Origin of the sequence: uncultured Tateyamaria sp., from assembly GCF_947503045.1 — a bacterium.
Lineage (GTDB): Bacteria > Pseudomonadota > Alphaproteobacteria > Rhodobacterales > Rhodobacteraceae > Tateyamaria.
This window is the reverse complement of sequence record NZ_CANNCF010000002.1, coordinates 740,161-754,573: the sequence shown is the minus strand read 5'-3', so window position 1 is coordinate 754,573 and position 14,413 is coordinate 740,161. Positions and strand designations below refer to the sequence as shown.

Below are 14,413 nucleotides of genomic sequence, written 5' to 3'. Positions count from 1 at the left end.
TGCGGCTCCGCCAAAGCGGGCACAGTTAGGCGGTGGAAAGGGAGGTTTGAAGGCTGCCACGCGCGATGAGGCCGACCCGTAGGGTCAGCCCCGCCCGTCAGATATCAGTCCAGCAGGCCATTCAGATAGGTGCCATAATCGTTCTTGGAGAACATTGCCGCGCGCTGCTTCAGTTCGTCCTTGCTGATCCAGCCATGCTCAAATGCGATCTCTTCGAGGCTGCCGGTTTGCAGGCCTTGCCGATTGGTCAGAGTGCGCACAAAATTGCCCGCATCCAGCAGGCTGCCATGGGTGCCGGTGTCGAGCCATGCATAGCCGCGCCCCATGCGGTTCACCCGCAGGGAGCCGTCGGCCAGATACATTTCAAGCAGGGTGGTGATCTCCAACTCGCCCCGCTCGGATGGCTTGACCTCGCGTGCGCGGCGCGGCGCATCGCCGTCGAGAAAGTAGAGACCCGTGACCGCGTAGTTCGACGGCGGGTTGGCCGGCTTTTCGATGATCTCGCGCGCCATCCCGTCCGCATCGAACCCGACCACGCCATAGCGTTCCGGGTCGGACACGTGATAGCCGAAAACGGTGCCGCCGGTGTCGTGCCCGTCTGCCTCGGCCAGCAGCTCGGGCAGGCCATGTCCGAAAAAGATGTTGTCGCCCAACACCATGGCGGAGGGCGCACCATCAAGGAAATCTTCGGCCAGCAGATAGGCCTGCGCCAGACCGTCCGGCGATGGCTGCACGATATAGGTGAGCGTAATGCCCCATTGGCTGCCATCGCCAAGCGTGCGCTTGAACTGATCCTGATCCTGCGGCGTAGTGATCATCGCGATCTCGCGAATACCGGCCAGCATAAGCACCGAAATCGGGTAGTAGATCATCGGTTTGTCGTAGATCGGCAGCAGTTGTTTGGACACGCCCATGGTGATTGGGTAGAGCCGCGTACCAGAGCCACCGGCCAGAATGATACCTTTGCGTTTGGTCATGACGTCTCTTTCAACTCGTGGATGGTTTCGCGCAATGCCACGCGCCAGTCAGGCCGCGCGATGCCGAATGCGTCTGCCAGCGACCCACAGTTCATGCGTGAATTGGCGGGGCGGGCTGCGGGTGTGGGATAGTCGGATGTGGGGATGTCACTCACGTCACAGGCGATACCGGCCTCGTCAAATATCACGCGGGCAAAATCGGCCCAGGAACAATCGGGCGCGCCGGAAAAATGGTATGTGCCTGCGGCATCAGCGCTCTCGATCAGCTGCAGCGCCATTGCATGACAGGCGCTTGCGATGGTGCGCGCCGGGGTTGGCCCGCCGATCTGGTCGGCGACGATGCTCAGGTTGTCCCGTTCTGCCCCGAGACGCAGCATCGTTTTGACAAAGTTCGCGCCATGTGCCGAAAACACCCAAGAGGTGCGCAGGATGGCATGCACCGCACCCGAGGCCCGTACGCCGTCTTCTCCGATCAGTTTGGTACGCCCATAGGCCCCAAGCGGTTCGGTCGGATCATCGGGGTTCCAAGGGTCGGTGCCAGTGCCGTTGAACACATAGTCGGTCGAGATGTGGACCAGCGGAATGCCCAAAGCTGCACAGGCCGCAGCCATCGCTGTCGGGGCGTGGCCATTCACGACTGCTGCCAGTTCTTCTTCGGATTCGGCCTTGTCCACGGCGGTGTAGGCGGCCGCGTTGATGACGGCGCGGGGGGCATGTGCACGGATCGCATCGGCGCAGGCCTGCGGGTCACTCAGATCAGCGACCGCCCGCCCAAGGCAAACCGTGTCGGGCAGCGCGGCGAGCTCCTTGGCCACCTGCCCGGTTGATCCAAAGACAAGGATGCTCATCCGCCGGTGCCCAACCGCTGGCCGACGCCTGCGCGATCCTGCAGGGCGCGCCACCACGCTTCGTTTTCAAGATACCAATGCACGGTTCGGCGCAGCCCATCCTCGACGGTGACCGATGGCGACCAGCCCAGTTCTTCGCGAATGCGGGTCGGGTCGATGGCATAGCGCGCATCATGCCCGGGCCGGTCGGTCACAAAGGTGATCTGGTCTGCGTATGAGCCCGACGACTTGGGGCGCACCTCGTCCAGTATGGTGCACAGCGTCTTGACCAGCTCGAGGTTGGAACGTTCGTTTTCGCCCCCGATGTTGTAGGAGCGCCCCACTGCACCCTTTTGCACAACCAGCAGCAGGGCGTCAGCGTGGTCCTCAACATAGAGCCAGTCGCGCACGTTCGACCCGTCCCCATAGATCGGCAGCGGCTTGCCCGCCAGCGCGTTCAGGATGATCACCGGGATCAGCTTTTCCGGAAAGTGGAAGGGGCCGTAATTATTCGAACAGTTGGTCAGGACGACGGGCAGGCCATAGGTCTCGCCCCATGCGCGTACCAGATGGTCCGACGATGCTTTGGACGCAGAATAGGGGCTGCGCGGATCGTAAGGGGTCTCTTCGGTGAACATTCCGGTCGCACCGAGCGAGCCGAACACCTCGTCCGTCGAGATGTGGTGAAAGCGGAATGTGTCAGGGCGACCCTCGCTTTCCCAATAGCTGCGCGCCGCTTCGAGCAGGTGAAAGGTGCCCATAACATTGGTGTCGATAAAGGTGCCGGGTCCGTCGATGGAGCGATCCACATGCGACTCGGCAGCCAAATGCATGATGGCGTCGGGCTGATGAGTTTGCAGAGCGGTATCCAGCGCAGGGCGGTCACGAATGTCCGCCTCGACAAAGGTGTAGTTCGGTGCGTTCCCGACCGAGGCCACGTTTTCAAGACAGGCCGCATAGGTCAGCGCATCCAGATTGATCACCTCGTGACCGGCCGCCACAGCCTGCCGCACAACTGCCGATCCGATGAACCCGGCGCCGCCGGTGACGAGAAGTTTCATGGCGTTGCCTCGTAGGTAAAGGGGCTGTCGAAATCGGCCAGTGCCGGGGCGGCGGCGTCCTTTTCAGACAGGATCGGGTCGCCGGTCATACCCCAATCGATGCCGCAACTGTCCCATGCCACCGCGCCATCGGCGGTCGCATCGTAATAGTCAGAACATTTGTAGATGATCTCGGTGTCGGATGTGCGGGTTGCAAAGCCGTGCAGGAACCCTTCGGGGATCAACAACTGCAATCCGTTGTCAAAGCTGAGCTCATAACCGACCCATTGGCCATAGGTGGGCGATCCGCGTCGGATATCGACGGCCACGTCAAACAGCACGCCACGTCCGCAGCGCACCAGCTTGGCCTGCGCGGAAGGAGGGGCCTGAAAATGCAGGCCGCGCACGGTGCCGACGGCGCCGGACATCGAGTGGTTGTCTTGCACGAATTCCGTGTGAATGCCGTGGGTCGCAAAGGTCTTGCGGTTCCAGCTTTCACTGAAAAACCCACGATCATCGCCAAAACGACGGGGTTCAATCAGCAGGACACCGGGGAGTGCGGTCTCGGTAATCTTCACGTGTGAGGGTCCCTTTGCAATGCTGTGTGGCGCATAGCAAAGGGGTGTTTGGATGTCACGAAAGATGTGGGCTGACCCCCCCAACCCTGTCATGCAGCGGCAGTTTTCTACCGTCTTGTTCTATTTGCGCACGGGTCGCACTGACCTGCCCGCCTTATTTGCCCAGGGTGGACATAGTGAAGGTCCGATCGGACCCAAGGCGGTTTTCGAGGTACATACGCGGAGTGGCTCCGCTGGTGTCGATCGAGATGCTGATGGCGTTGTCAGGTCCCGTTGTGCCATCCAGCGTGCCAGTCAGAAAGTTGAGGCTGCCCGCTACGCTGGTGAACATAGCTGCGAAATTGCTGGCCCCGGCAAGGGCGCCGGTCACGGAAAAAAGATAGAACTCGCCCGCCAGATCCAGCGACAGCCACATCATGATGCGTGCAGGGTCGGAAAACGGGATGTCGAACCCATAAGCGGCATCATCCGCGATAAAGACTTCGTCGAAATAGCATTTGCCCTGCGGGAACTGCACTGCACCATCTGCAGCGTCGGCTACAATGGCGGTGTTGAACAGGGCGCCATCCGCCGAAACCTTGATCGCGAAATCGTCGTTTCCTGCTGTCCCCATCTCGGCACGACCGGAAAAGCCGGTCTGGAACAGCAGGCTTGCGGTGTCGACCTGGGCGTTCTTGTTCAGCTTCAGCTGATGATTGCTGCCCGCGTGGTTGAGCAGGGTCGCATCGGACGTAACGCTGAGACGGTTGGTGTCGTCAGCGGTCGAGTTGATGCCCACATGGGCGACGTTCTGCAACGGTTCGCGTTCCGGCGTGACCCAGCCGCTGCCATCAAAGCGCAGCAATTCGCCGCTGCCCTGCACATCCGCGCGCCAGCCGGTCAGGGGTGTGTGAAACGTCCACGCATTGTCTGCCCAGACAGCAACCGCATTGTCCTGACCGGACCACGCTGCTGTGGCGCTTGCAGCGACAATATAGCGGTCGCCCTCGCCGGGTGTCGGAGGAGGGGATGTCAGGTCAGCCGAAATTACGGCCAGTTGTACGATGGCATCAAGCTGGCGCAGCGCCTCGTTGTGGGTGACATGTTTTTGCGCCTGCGAGGGCTGGATGTAGGGCATGGACAGGATCGGTGAGGTCTCAGACATGCAGGCGGTCCTTTCGGGAAAATCGCTGGTTAATCCGGCGCACGTTCTTCCCTTGACGTTAACTTCCGCAAAAGGCGGCGCACGGTGCAACCCGCACTCCTGCAACGGTTCGCGAGGATCGGGATGGTAAATGCCACCCCACCCGATAGGTTAAAATCCATGCGATAGGTCGCAGAAGCGCCACAAACTCGACCGCGTCATTGCACGTGGCACTGTCAGAACTTGCCCCAAGAAACGCGATACCTTGGGGGTACAAATGCGGATGTCATTTACGGCGCACGGCGCTGTGTCAGTCTCGAATACGGATGCTCTGGTCGGTGTGATGGATCTGGATGTGGTCCAGACCAGCAGCGGCACATATCTGTTTGCTGCCACACGCGGCGATGGCTGGCTGACCGTGTTCGATCTGGGCGCAAATGGTGGTGACACGGCACAAGCGGACAGCTGGGCCATTTCGTCCTCTTATCTGCAACTTGAAAGCACCGACATTGAAATTCGCCAGACCAGCGGGACCGGGTTCGAGCTGTTTCTGGCCGGGCTCAACAGCGACTCGTTGCAAGGCGTGTCCGTCACCGCTGGAAACGGGGCAAACACGTTCGGCAGTGATCTGAGCCGCTCTGCCTCCGGTCTCGATGCGGGCGACATCACCGAAATGGCCCTGTGGGAAGACGGCACAGGCGGCCTTGTCGCGCTGCGCGGTGGTGGTCTGTCTCACGTGACATTCGGCAGCGGCACCCAAATGCATATCCAGGCAGTGTCCCAAGGCAGCGCCATGAACGGGCGTTCGGCCACGGATATCGTCACCGCCACCCATGGCGGACAGACCGTGGCACTTGTCACATACGGCGCGGACAACACCGTGTCTCTGTTTCGGATGGCGGGCAACGGCACAGTCCAGCACATGGCGGACCTTGGGGTCGAAGACGGCATGTGGGCTGAGCGCCCGGGCGCGATGACCACAACCGTGGGTGCCGATGGCGGCCTTTACGTGGTCGTGACCGCCTCTGGCAGTGGGTCCTTGTCTGTCCTGTCCATCGATGCAGATGGCACAGGCATGAGCGTTGTCGATCACGTGCTGGACACGCTCGACACCCGCTTTGACGATGCAAGCTATGTCAGCACGGTCACGATCAATGGTCAGGACTATGTGGTTGCAGCGGGCACGGATTCGGGTCTCAGCCTGTTTGTCGTTCTGAACGGCGGACGCTTGCAGCATATCGAGGCGATCGCAGGCAGCGTTGGCAGCCCGCTCAACAACATTTCCAATATCGAGGCGGCGGAAACCGCGAACGGCGCACGCCTGTTCGTCACGACGCAATCCGCCCCCTACCTCGTCGAATATACCATCACCCATGACGCGCCCGGTGAAACACGTGTGGCCGAACAAGGCGGTGGTACATTGGGCGGCACGGGCGGGGACGATATCCTGAATGGCGGCAATGGTGCGGACTGGCTGCAAGGCGGCGCAGGGGATGACATTCTGATTGACGGCGCTGGCAGCGACACGTTGCAGGGCGGCCAGGGCGCGGACCTGTTTGTCTTGACGCAGGACGAAGCCACGGACGTGATCCTAGATTATCAACCGGGCCAGGATCGCATCGACATCTCGGCACTTGGCGTCGTGGGCGGTGTGGAAAACCTGATCATCTCGTCGCGCAGCTGGGGCGCTGAACTGCGCTATGGCACGTCGGTGATCGAAGTCCGCTCTGCCGATGGGTCATCCTTGTCTGCAGCCGATTTCGCAGGCGACGCGATCATCGTGGGCAACCGCCCACCCACCGATCTTTCGGTTTATGAAGAAGCCGAACCAGAAACCGACCCCGTCCACCCGGCAACCCAGACCGCCGGTCCACAACCGGCAGCGCCAATCTGGATGGCTGAGCCGACCTTTGCGATGCCGGATGTCGCAGGCGCCGCGCAAGGTGGAGCCGGACCCGAGCAGACCAATGGTACGGACGGCCACGACGTGATCTTCGGCAATGCCGGTGACGACACGATTGTCGGCGATTTCGGCAATGACAGCCTCAGCGGCGATGGCGGCGCAGACCTGATCAATGCCGGTGCTGGCGACGATCTGGTCTTTGGCGGCATCGGCTTTGACACCATGGATGGTCGGGTCGGAGAAGACACGCTGATCGGTGGCGAAAACGCTGATTCTATCTATGGCGGTTCGGGCAACGATATCCTGATCGGCGGCGCAGGCTTTGACCAACTGTTCGGCGAAGACGGCAATGACAGCATGTGGTCCGGTGACACCGCCGACCGGCTTTATGGCGGCGCAGGCGATGACTGGATGAGTGCAGGCATCAACTTTGGTCTCACCGTGGACGGTCTGTGGGGTGAAGAAGGCAATGACACGATGTTCGGCAATGCCGGGTTTGATCTGCTGGATGGTGGCGACGGTAACGATCTGATGGATGGTGGTGACCAGGCCGACAACCTTTATGGCCGCACAGGCAACGACACGATCTTTGGCGGGCAGGGGCTTGACCGGCTGTTCGGCGGCGCAGGTGACGACCAACTGGTCGGCGGGTCCGGCAATGACGGGCATTTCGGAGAGCAGGGCAACGACACCGCATGGGGTGGTTCGGGCAATGACCGGTTCTTCGGCGGCGCTGGCAACGACATCCTGATGGGTGAATCGGGTGACGATTCCCTGTTCGGTGGCGCCGGGTTTGACACATTGGTTGGCGGCACGGGCGATGACCTGATGGCCGGTGATTTCAACGCAGACCGCTTTGTCTTCGAAACCGACCATGGCAACGACACGATCCGCGATTTCGACGCCAACAACGCGTTTGAGCTGATGGATTTCTCGAACCTGTCCGCCTTTGACACGGTCAACAGCGTCCTTGCGGTCTCGCAACAGGTGGGGTCGGACGTTCTGATCACGACGGGCTCGAACAGCTCGATCCGGTTGCTGGACGTAAATCTGGCGGATCTGGGTGTAGACGACTTTGTCTTTTGACGGAGTGCCATCGCGCTGGATCGGATTGGATCAACGCAATTCCAACATGGGCGAGGCAGCGGTTGGGAGAAACCCGACCAAGCCGGATCAATATCCCCGGTTTGGATCGACGATGTTGAACAACTCCTTGCCTTCGACCCATCGCGCCAGATTGTTGAGGAACAAGTCGAAGGACGCGGCCTCCCATCCGTCATAGACCGAAGAGCAATGGGGCGAGATCAGTGCGTTTTCCACCGCCCAGAATGGGCTGTCGGCGGGCAACGGTTCGGTCTCAAAAACGTCGAGGGCAGCACCCGCAACATGCCCGTCGCTCAATGCCCCAAGCAATGCGGTCCCATCGATCACTCCCCCTCGGGACACGTCCGTAAAAACCACCCCCGGTTTCATCAAGGCAAACTCATTCACGCTCAGCAGATTACGGGTCGCTGGCGTCAGCGGTGTGCAGACGGCGACAAAATCAGCCCTTGGCAGAACTGCGTGCAGGTGATCTGCGGGGTGAACTTCGTCGACATGCTCCATTGGTTCGGGCCGGGCACGGGTGCCGATCACGATCATGCCGAACGATTGCGCCAGTCGTGCGATGGCGCGCCCAGTCTGTCCCAATCCGACGATGAGCAACGTGGCATCTTTCAGGGGCCGGACCGTCCGAGCAGGCCAGCGCCTCTGGGCCTTGTCCGATTGCAGGCCCGGAACATCGAGAGCGAAATGCAAAAAGCCGCCCATAACATATTCGGCCATCATGTCGGCAGCCACTCCGGCAGCATTGGTCACGGTGACGCGCGTAGTGTCCCAGATGCCGAAATGGTCTGTGCCTGCCCCGCCATTGGCGACCCAGCGCGGCCCGTTTGGCCCGAACAGCGCATCGCGCGGATAGCCGTCGCTGCCTGCGAACCGGACGGTGTAAACGGCGTGCGGGCGCAATGCGTCCAGATGCGCCGAGAGCGCGGCGTAGGATTGGCAGGTCTCGACAATCGCCTTGGGGTGCGCACGGCGCGCCATGGAGGCGATGTCCGACGTTTCAGCATTGTGCAGCAGGATGCGCAGCGGCTCAGTCATAGCGCACGCCAAGCATCGAGGTCTCCAGTTTTCATCTCGTCACCCTCTCCAGCAATTGACCAAACCCACTTATCGGATCGCCGATCCCCAGCGCGCCCAGCGTCTCGAACATCATTGCCTGATTTGAGCTGATCACAGGTTTGCCAAGCGAGTCCTCCAACCTTTGAAGTGTCTCTAAACTGCGCATTTCGGTACAAGACAACACGATGGCCTCGGCCTGCGGATGATCCGCGCGCATTCCCAATTCCATGACCGCGTCCGGGTCCAAAGCCCCCTGTTCGTGATTTCCCAGTGCCGCGCCGACCTCGCCTCGCGCCACGGTGTCAAAGCCGGTATCGGCCAGAAACCGGATCGCCATGTCGTTGATCTCGGCCACGTAAGGCGAGGCAAAACCGATGCGTGTGACCCCCAATGCCTTGAGCGCATGTACCAACGCCCCGGCGGCCGTTACGGTTTTCGCGCCACTGCTCGCCGCGATCCGCCCAGCCAGCGCCCGGTCGAAAGCTGGCCCGTGAGTCAGTGTCGCCGAGGTGCAGCCATAGACCACCACATCAGGCTTGATCCCCGACAACAGGTGCAGCGGGTCGTCCAGATCAGCAGCGCCCAGATCATGCATCTGGTGTTCGTCCGGCACCGCATCTTCGTCATATCCGCCCATGCGCGCGACATGGATCGACACCCCGGCGGGGCGCATCATCGCAAAGTCAGGTTCGAGGTTCGAATTCGTGAAAGGCACCAGCACACCAATGCGTGCCCGCCCGCGTGTGTCCGTCATGTCTGGGCCTCCCGTTTCCAGCGTTCCAGATGATCGATGGCCTTTTGCGTGTCCGGTTCCGGCCCGATTGTCATGCGTAGTGCGTGAGGTAGGCCAGCCCCCTGTTGGCGGCGCAGGAATACTCCCTGTGCGCTCAGGGCTGCATCGGCCTGCGATGCTGTGTCTTCATCTGCAAACAGGATCAGTACAAAATTCGTAACGCTGTCGCGCACCTCAAAGCCTATGCTCCGCAAGGACAGGATGGCCTGTTGGCGTATGCCAGATGTCATCGTACAGGTCTCGCGCATATAGGTCTGGTCCAACACCGCTGCGACGGCCGCAGCTTGCGATGCCGATGTCAGGTTGTTGGGGTTCATCACCTTGCGCACCTGCCCGGCGATTACATCCGGAAACAGGCCCCAACCAACGCGGAACCCAGCCATGCTGTAGGCCTTGGACAAAGTGCGCAGCACGATGCAGTTGGCCTCCACCATGTCCCAGCACGGCGCATCCATATGGTCGGAAAACTCGCCATAGGCCTCGTCGATGACCAGCAGGATGTCGTCGCGCAGGCCCGCCCGCAGCCGTAGCAGTTCCGATTTCGGGATGCGGGTGCCCGTGGGGTTGCCGGGGTTGGCGACAAACACCAGCGCGGTGTCGGCCTGCACGCCCGCCAGCAAGGCGTCAACGTCCACGCAGCAATCCGTTTCAGGCGCAATATCGAGCCGTGCATTGGCCATCTGCGCCGCAGTGCGAAAGAACGGATAGGCATGGGCTGAGGTCAAAACCGTGCGGTCCGGTCCGGCATAGGCGCGGGCGACGCAGGCGATCAAGTCCAGCGATCCACTGCCACACAGGATGCCTTGCGCAGGTATGCCATGAAGGTCGGCCAGTGCATGTCGCAAATCAAACCAGTCCGGCTCGGGATAATTGCCGCCCTTGATCAGACAGGCAGCGGCGGCGGCAACGGCCTTGGGGCTTGGCCCGCGCAGGCTTTCGTTCTGGGACAGGGATACAAGGCGCATCCCTGCCGGTGCGGTCATGTCGGCCAGCGCATAGGGCGACATGTTTTCGACATGCGGCAATGCTTTGGTCATGTTTCCCCTCCGTACCGGGTCGAGGCTGCCTTGGCGCTCACCAGCCCATCCTCGATGTCGCGTTGCAGCGCTTGCGGGTCGCGCGCATCTGGCGGACCGAACCCGCCGCCGCCCGGCGTTTCAAAGATCAAACGCTGGCCTGCGGGTACGCGAAATGCGCCCTTGCCGGGCAAATCGGCACTTTCGTCACCGATGCGAATGCGCCCTTTGGCCCCGTCCAGACCGCCGTGACGGCCCTTTGCGGCATTGTCCACACGCTCCACGGACAGGAACAGCAGGACATCTTCATCTTCGGCTGAGCTGACTTCGATCCGCTGTCCTAGGCCGCCGCGATATTGTCCCGCCCCGCCGGAATCGCGGCGCAGGTCGCGACGATGGATCAGGATGGGGGCTGCCGCCTCGGTCGTTTCGACCTGACTGCCCCAGACGCCACTTGGAAAGGCGGTTGCGGACAATCCGTCCAAGGTCGGGCGTGCGCCTGTCCCGCCGTTGAACACCAGCTCGACGGCAAAGTTTGCGCCGTCCCATTCCGCCATTTCAGGCGTGCTGCGCAGCGGTAGATCGTACATGCAGGACGCACCTTCGGCCGGGACGACGTCCGGCAGAGCCTGCGACAGGCATCCGTAAACAAGGTCGGGCGTCATCTGCCCCAAGGTGTGGCGCATCGCGACGGGTGCAGGGGGCTGCGCGTTGAGGATACAGCCTTTGGGCGCGGTCACGCGGAAGGGTTCGAGGGAGCCTGCGTTGTTGGGCGTTTCCGGCCCGATGATGCAGCGCAGGGCAAAGACGGTATAGGCGGTTGCATAGTTGAGCGGCACGTTGATGCCCTTGCCTGTGCAGGGGTCGGTGCCTGCGAAATCAACGCTCAGGTGGTCGTCCGCGATGGTGAGAGCGGCGCGCAGGGTGATCTCGTGATCATAGCCGTCCACGGTGAGGGTGCTGTGCCATGTTCCATTTGGCAACTCGGCGATGGCTTTGATCGTCGCCGTGCGCGAGGTATCGATGATGTAGGCGGATAGCGCCTCAAGGTCGTCGATCGCGAACTCGCTCATCATGTGACCAAGGCGCGCGGTCCCGGCCTCGCAACAGGCGATGAGGGCATAGATGTCGCCCTCGTTCGCTACAGGCTCGCGGGAGTTTGCCTTGACGATCTCCATCAGCAAGGCGTTGACCTCTCCGGCATTGACCAGCTTGCACGGTGGGATCAGCAACCCCTCATCATAGATGTCGCTGCCCTCTGGGCCCATGCCCAGACCGCCCAGATCGACCAGATGCGAGGTGCACGAGGTAAAGCCGATCACTCGGTCCTTGTGAAAAACAGGCATGAGCAGCAGGAAATCGTTCAGATGGCCGGACGCGATCCACGGATCGTTGGTCATGTAGATGTCGCCGGGGCGCATGTCCTGCACGGCAAAGCGGTCGCGCAGCGTGATCACCGCCTCAGCCATGGTGTTGATGTGCCCCGGCGTGCCGGTCACAGCCTGCGCCAGCATCCGCCCCTCTGCGTCGAAAATCCCGGCAGAAATGTCGCCACATTCGCGCACAATCGGACTGAACGCGGCCCGGATCAGGGCCTGCCCCTGTTCCTCGACGACGGCCAACAGGCGGTTCCACATCACCTGAAGTCGAGTGTTTGAGATGCTCATGTCACCTCCCCCTGCAGTGCGGTTAGCCAGATGTTGTGGCGTGCGTCGATGGTGGCCCGGAAATCGGCACTGACAAAGGTGGTTGTTTGCGGCTCCACGATCAGGGCGGGGCCGTCGAAGGTGTCGCCAGGTTGCAGATGGGCGCGGTCAAACAGGGCCGCGTCGCGCCACTGGTCCGAGATGTTGCACCAGATTTGGCGGGTGGATTGGGCCGTTTTCTGGCGTGTTTGGGTTTGTGCGGGCGCATCGTCCATAGCCGGTGGCGGAGATGACACGGACAGTCCCCAGTTCAGCACTTCGATGACCATCCCGGGCACGGGTCTGCCGAATTGGCGGCGGTATTCATCTTCGAACGCGCCGCGCAAACGACCTATATCGGAGGTCGTGATCAGGTCATTGCCCAGTTCGATTTCGATCTCATGCCCTTGCCCCTTATAGCGCATGTAGGCAACCCGGCGCTGGCGTAGATCGCCGGTTGGGGCGCCGGCCCGCACCACGGATTTGGCCGCCTCGAACATATCCTGCAGCAGGCTGTTCAGACCTCGCGGATCAAGGGTCTCGAGCGTTGCGTAACGGGATCGAATGATCTCGAAAGACACAGGCGCAAAGAGGAACCCGACAGCCGAACCAACCCCCGGATCCTGCGGGATAAGGATGCGAGTGATCCCGGCCCGGCGTGCCAGCCGCGTTGCATGCAGTGGGCCGTTGCCGCCAAAGGCGATCATCAGACGGTCGGCGACCTCCTTGCCCGATTCCACGGCGTGCATGCGGGCTGCACTTGCCATCGCCTCGTCCACGATCTCGGTCACGGCGGTTGCTGCATCGCTTGCGTTTATCCCCAGGTGTGCCCCGATTCCGCGCTCTAACGCGCTTTCGGAAGCCGGGCGGTCGATCTGCAACCGGCCTTCGGCAAAGCGGTGGGGATCGATATAGCCCAGTGCGATATCCGCGTCCGTCACTGTCGCCTGCGTTCCGCCCTTGCCAAAGCCCACAGGCCCGGGTTCGGACCCGGCGCTGTGCGGGCCGACGGCGACGCGGCCCAGCGAATCCACGGATGCGATGGAGCCCCCGCCTGCCCCGATCTCGATCATCTCGATCACAGGGATTCGCACCGGCATGCCGGACCCTTTGATGAACCGCGCCGCCCGCGCAATTTCGAATTTACGCGACATTTGCGGGCGGAAATCGTCGATCAACGACAGCTTGGCCGTGGTGCCTCCCATGTCAAAGGACAGCACTTTGCCTGCCCCGGTTTCTTCGGCGATCCGGGCGGCCAGAATGGCGCCGCCTGCGGGGCCGGATTCGACCAGACGGATGGGCAGACGCGCGGCGGTTTCGATGGTTGTCATGCCGCCGCCTGCGGTCATCATCAGGATCGGACATTGCAAACCTGCCTTGCCAAAGCGGGTCTGAATGTCCGCCAGATAGCGCGACATCAAGGGCTGGATATAGGCGTTGGCGATCGTGGTGCAGAGCCGGTCGAACTCACGCGCTTCGGGGCTGACCTCGTGGCTGAGCGAGACGACGAGGTCCGGCAGGCGCTGGTGCAGAAGATCGCGCAAGGCCGGCTCGTGCGCCGGGTTGGCATAGGAATGCAGGAGGCAGATGGCGACGGCGTCGATCTTTGCCTTTTGCAGTGCCTCTGCCAGCGCCTCGATGGCCGCCACGTCCAGCGGAGCAAGTTCCTGGCCGTGTACGTTCATTCGCCCGCCGATGGTAAAGGCGTGCTTGCGCGGCACGATCAGATCGGGCTTTTCGATGTTGATGGCATATTGGCTGTAGCGCCGCTCGTAGGCGATCTCGAGGATGTCGCGAAATCCCTCGGTCGTTATCGTCGCCACGGAGGCCCCGCGCCGCTCGATCAGCGCATTGGTGGCCAGCGTCGTGCCGTGGATGAAGGTGGTGATCTGCTCCCACTTGATGCCTGCGGAGGCGAGCACGTCGACGGCCCCCTCCATCGCGCCGCGATCCGGTGCGTCGGGGGTTGTTGGGGTCTTGGTCGTGGCGAGAATCTGGTGCGCACCGTCCATGAGGACTGTGTCTGTAAAGGTACCACCGATATCAATCGCCAGCCTGTATCCTGAGGGGGAAGTCATCTGAAAGTGCCATATTCAACGGGATTGGACGTCGTTCATGCAGCGCCCGATGGGCGCGCAGCCAATTACGGGTCAGGTGACGAGGTCACATCCCGTTGCGCGGCGCAGCATTGGATTGAGCAATCCCGGTGTCATGTCACGCCCCTTTGGCACTTAGTGACGTAAGCTACGCACAGTTTGCGCCGTCGTGTCAACGACTCGGGGTGTGCCTGAGATCAGGGATGGTCCGA

At 61.7% G+C, this 14,413-nt stretch carries 11 protein-coding genes; 1 reads left to right on the top strand and 10 read right to left on the bottom strand.

All coding sequences use genetic code 11. The features are described 5' to 3' along the window. Positions 1-104 precede the first annotated feature (104 nt). The 5 genes from rfbA to Q1A89_RS12080 form a co-directional block, all read right to left on the bottom strand. Positions 105-977 (bottom strand): glucose-1-phosphate thymidylyltransferase RfbA, encoded by an 873-nt coding sequence (gene rfbA / locus Q1A89_RS12100; RefSeq protein ID WP_299728129.1) that lies wholly within the window; start codon positions 975-977, stop codon positions 105-107. After that, positions 974-1,825 (bottom strand): dTDP-4-dehydrorhamnose reductase, encoded by an 852-nt coding sequence (rfbD, locus tag Q1A89_RS12095; protein WP_299728126.1) that lies wholly within the window; start codon positions 1,823-1,825, stop codon positions 974-976. Before rfbD ends, rfbA begins: the two co-directional genes overlap by 4 nt. Further along, positions 1,822-2,865, bottom strand: coding sequence for a dTDP-glucose 4,6-dehydratase (gene rfbB, locus Q1A89_RS12090; protein WP_299728123.1), 1,044 nt, complete (start codon positions 2,863-2,865; stop codon positions 1,822-1,824). Before rfbB ends, rfbD begins: the two co-directional genes overlap by 4 nt. Next, complete coding sequence (gene rfbC / locus Q1A89_RS12085; RefSeq protein ID WP_299728120.1) at positions 2,862-3,422, bottom strand: dTDP-4-dehydrorhamnose 3,5-epimerase; 561 nt, start codon at positions 3,420-3,422, stop codon at positions 2,862-2,864. Before rfbC ends, rfbB begins: the two co-directional genes overlap by 4 nt. A 154-nt stretch (positions 3,423-3,576) precedes the next feature. Continuing rightward, positions 3,577-4,566, bottom strand: a complete 990-nt coding sequence (locus Q1A89_RS12080) for a DUF2793 domain-containing protein (RefSeq protein WP_299728117.1) — start codon at positions 4,564-4,566, stop codon at positions 3,577-3,579. 262 nt (positions 4,567-4,828) lie between these two features. Between Q1A89_RS12080 and Q1A89_RS12075 the strand changes: the two genes are divergently transcribed. After that, a complete protein-coding gene (locus Q1A89_RS12075) occupies positions 4,829-7,534 on the top strand; it encodes a calcium-binding protein (protein WP_299728115.1) in 2,706 nt (901 codons plus the stop codon). 87 nt (positions 7,535-7,621) lie between these two features. Here Q1A89_RS12075 and Q1A89_RS12070 read toward each other — a convergent pair whose 3' ends face one another. From Q1A89_RS12070 to Q1A89_RS12050, 5 genes are read right to left on the bottom strand one after another with little or no spacing between them, the layout of a single operon-like run. Then, entirely contained in the window at positions 7,622-8,590 is a 969-nt protein-coding gene (locus Q1A89_RS12070) for a D-2-hydroxyacid dehydrogenase (RefSeq protein ID WP_299728112.1), read from the bottom strand. Between the two features lie 31 nt (positions 8,591-8,621). Beyond that, on the bottom strand, positions 8,622-9,365 hold the full coding sequence (locus Q1A89_RS12065; RefSeq protein WP_299728109.1) for an Asp/Glu racemase: 744 nt from the start codon (positions 9,363-9,365) through the stop codon (positions 8,622-8,624). Continuing rightward, a complete protein-coding gene (locus Q1A89_RS12060; protein ID WP_299728106.1) occupies positions 9,362-10,441 on the bottom strand; it encodes a histidinol-phosphate transaminase in 1,080 nt (359 codons plus the stop codon). Before Q1A89_RS12060 ends, Q1A89_RS12065 begins: the two co-directional genes overlap by 4 nt. Beyond that, a complete protein-coding gene (locus Q1A89_RS12055; RefSeq protein WP_299728103.1) occupies positions 10,438-12,087 on the bottom strand; it encodes a hydantoinase B/oxoprolinase family protein in 1,650 nt (549 codons plus the stop codon). The genes Q1A89_RS12060 and Q1A89_RS12055 overlap by 4 nt, the downstream gene beginning before the upstream one ends. Next, complete coding sequence (locus tag Q1A89_RS12050; protein WP_299728100.1) at positions 12,084-14,183, bottom strand: hydantoinase/oxoprolinase family protein; 2,100 nt, start codon at positions 14,181-14,183, stop codon at positions 12,084-12,086. Before Q1A89_RS12050 ends, Q1A89_RS12055 begins: the two co-directional genes overlap by 4 nt. Between the last annotated feature and the right edge of the window lie 230 nt (positions 14,184-14,413).

Coding starts and splice junctions, on each gene's coding strand:
- Q1A89_RS12080 (WP_299728117.1), bottom strand. CDS start 4,566: ATGTCTGAGACCTCACCGATCCTGTCCATGCCCTACATCCAGCCCTCG.
- rfbD (WP_299728126.1), bottom strand. CDS start 1,825: ATGAGCATCCTTGTCTTTGGATCAACCGGGCAGGTGGCCAAGGAGCTC.
- Q1A89_RS12050 (WP_299728100.1), bottom strand. CDS start 14,183: ATGACTTCCCCCTCAGGATACAGGCTGGCGATTGATATCGGTGGTACC.
- Q1A89_RS12055 (WP_299728103.1), bottom strand. CDS start 12,087: ATGAGCATCTCAAACACTCGACTTCAGGTGATGTGGAACCGCCTGTTG.
- Q1A89_RS12060 (WP_299728106.1), bottom strand. CDS start 10,441: ATGACCAAAGCATTGCCGCATGTCGAAAACATGTCGCCCTATGCGCTG.
- rfbA (WP_299728129.1), bottom strand. CDS start 977: ATGACCAAACGCAAAGGTATCATTCTGGCCGGTGGCTCTGGTACGCGG.
- Q1A89_RS12065 (WP_299728109.1), bottom strand. CDS start 9,365: ATGACGGACACACGCGGGCGGGCACGCATTGGTGTGCTGGTGCCTTTC.
- Q1A89_RS12075 (WP_299728115.1), top strand. CDS start 4,829: ATGTCATTTACGGCGCACGGCGCTGTGTCAGTCTCGAATACGGATGCT.
- Q1A89_RS12070 (WP_299728112.1), bottom strand. CDS start 8,590: ATGACTGAGCCGCTGCGCATCCTGCTGCACAATGCTGAAACGTCGGAC.
- rfbB (WP_299728123.1), bottom strand. CDS start 2,865: ATGAAACTTCTCGTCACCGGCGGCGCCGGGTTCATCGGATCGGCAGTT.